Raw genomic sequence first — 1,327 nt, forward strand, 5'->3', positions numbered from 1 at the left:
CGATTCGTTCTCTGCGGGAGCATAATTGATTGGGCGAGGAATCAATCCTTACTGATTGCTCGCATGGTGGACGGTCATGATTCGCTGGTCGCGTGGTTAACCTCGGCTGCGGGAGCGGAATCGGCATTCATGCGGGCAATATAGTCTTTTTTTAAGGCCGTTGCTCGCTCCAAGAGTGCCGTTGCGATGGCGGTTCGTCCGTCGGACTCGTACGTACCTGCCAAGCTCATCATGGTCATAATCGTGTGGATATGCTGTTCACCCAAGAGGTGGGTACGGATGGCGAGCGCCCGTTCAAAGTAGGGGGTTGACTCGGCGTAGAAGCCTTGCCGTTGCAGTGCCGTAGCAAGATTAATCAGGGCCATGGCGGTGTCACGATGCATGGGGCCATCAAGCCGTTCACAGAGTACAAGAGCATGGGTATACAACGCTTGAGCGATGACAAAGTTGCCAAGCATTTGATGCGTCTCTCCTAAGGCGGTGATCGACCGTTTGATTGCGTGGCTATACCCGCCATCGATGTGACTTTGGGCCTTGATTAATCGCTCATAGATCGGCTGGGCTGCCCGATACTGTGGTTGCCGTTCGAGGACTTTCCCTAACCGAATCAGGACGGAGATAATCAATGCATCATCGCGTTGGTGCGATTGGTCATGGATCTGCAACAGGAGGTCATAGAAGGAGCGAGCTTCGCGCTTATGATTACTATTTTCGGCAGCCATGCCGAGGTGATCGAGAAAGCGGAGCAGCTCGGCATGCGTTGGTTCCAGCGAACACTCGTGGTAGGGCGTGTGCGGATCGATCGGCAAGGCCGCGACCATGGCGGTCAGGGCGGTGGCATCGACAGCGGGGAGCATGGTCGCAATCCGCGTGATCAGGGCTGCATAGGTTATCACTGGCATTGCTCCCTTCATCGGTCTCGTCAGGTTGGAGCGTGCGCGTTCGGTGTGGGTAGCGATCCACGACCATGAGGAGCCTGCCGCAACCACGCTGCGCAACCATAGCACGATGCGTCGATCTGGATACTCCCCCATGCAGGTGATTTTTCATTCACTCATGCCAGAAATGACCAAGCAATGGATCGATTAAGAACACACCCCCACCTTAAGTACCCTGTGGGAGTTCCCAGGGAATTGCCAGCCCGTATTGCCGTTCTGGTCGATGCGATTCGCGTGTGTCGTTGAAACGTGTCAGGTTGGTGTATACCCTATCTTGATGTCAAATTCCCCTTCAATTATTGTCAGAGTAGAGTTCTTTTTATCCTTTCTTGACAAATACCTTCACGGGTCTTAGACTCTATCCTGACAGTGCATCCACGAGGATACCA

Annotated in this window: 1 protein-coding gene; it reads right to left on the reverse strand. The window is 53.9% G+C overall.

Annotated elements, in window-relative coordinates:
- Nucleotides 1-74: 74 nt before the first annotated feature.
- The gene (locus SE18_RS19180) at nt 75-902 is read right to left on the reverse strand and encodes a tetratricopeptide repeat protein (protein WP_054536083.1); all 828 of its coding nucleotides are present in this window, start codon (nt 900-902) and stop codon (nt 75-77) included.
- Nucleotides 903-1,327: the final 425 nt, after the last annotated feature.

Source organism: Herpetosiphon geysericola (genome assembly GCF_001306135.1).
GTDB lineage: Bacteria > Chloroflexota > Chloroflexia > Chloroflexales > Herpetosiphonaceae > Herpetosiphon > Herpetosiphon geysericola.

What these genes read in the sequence shown, in the direction of transcription:
- SE18_RS19180 (WP_054536083.1), bottom strand. Translation starts at nt 902, where the DNA reads ATGCCAGTGATAACCTATGCAGCCCTGATCACGCGGATTGCGACCATG.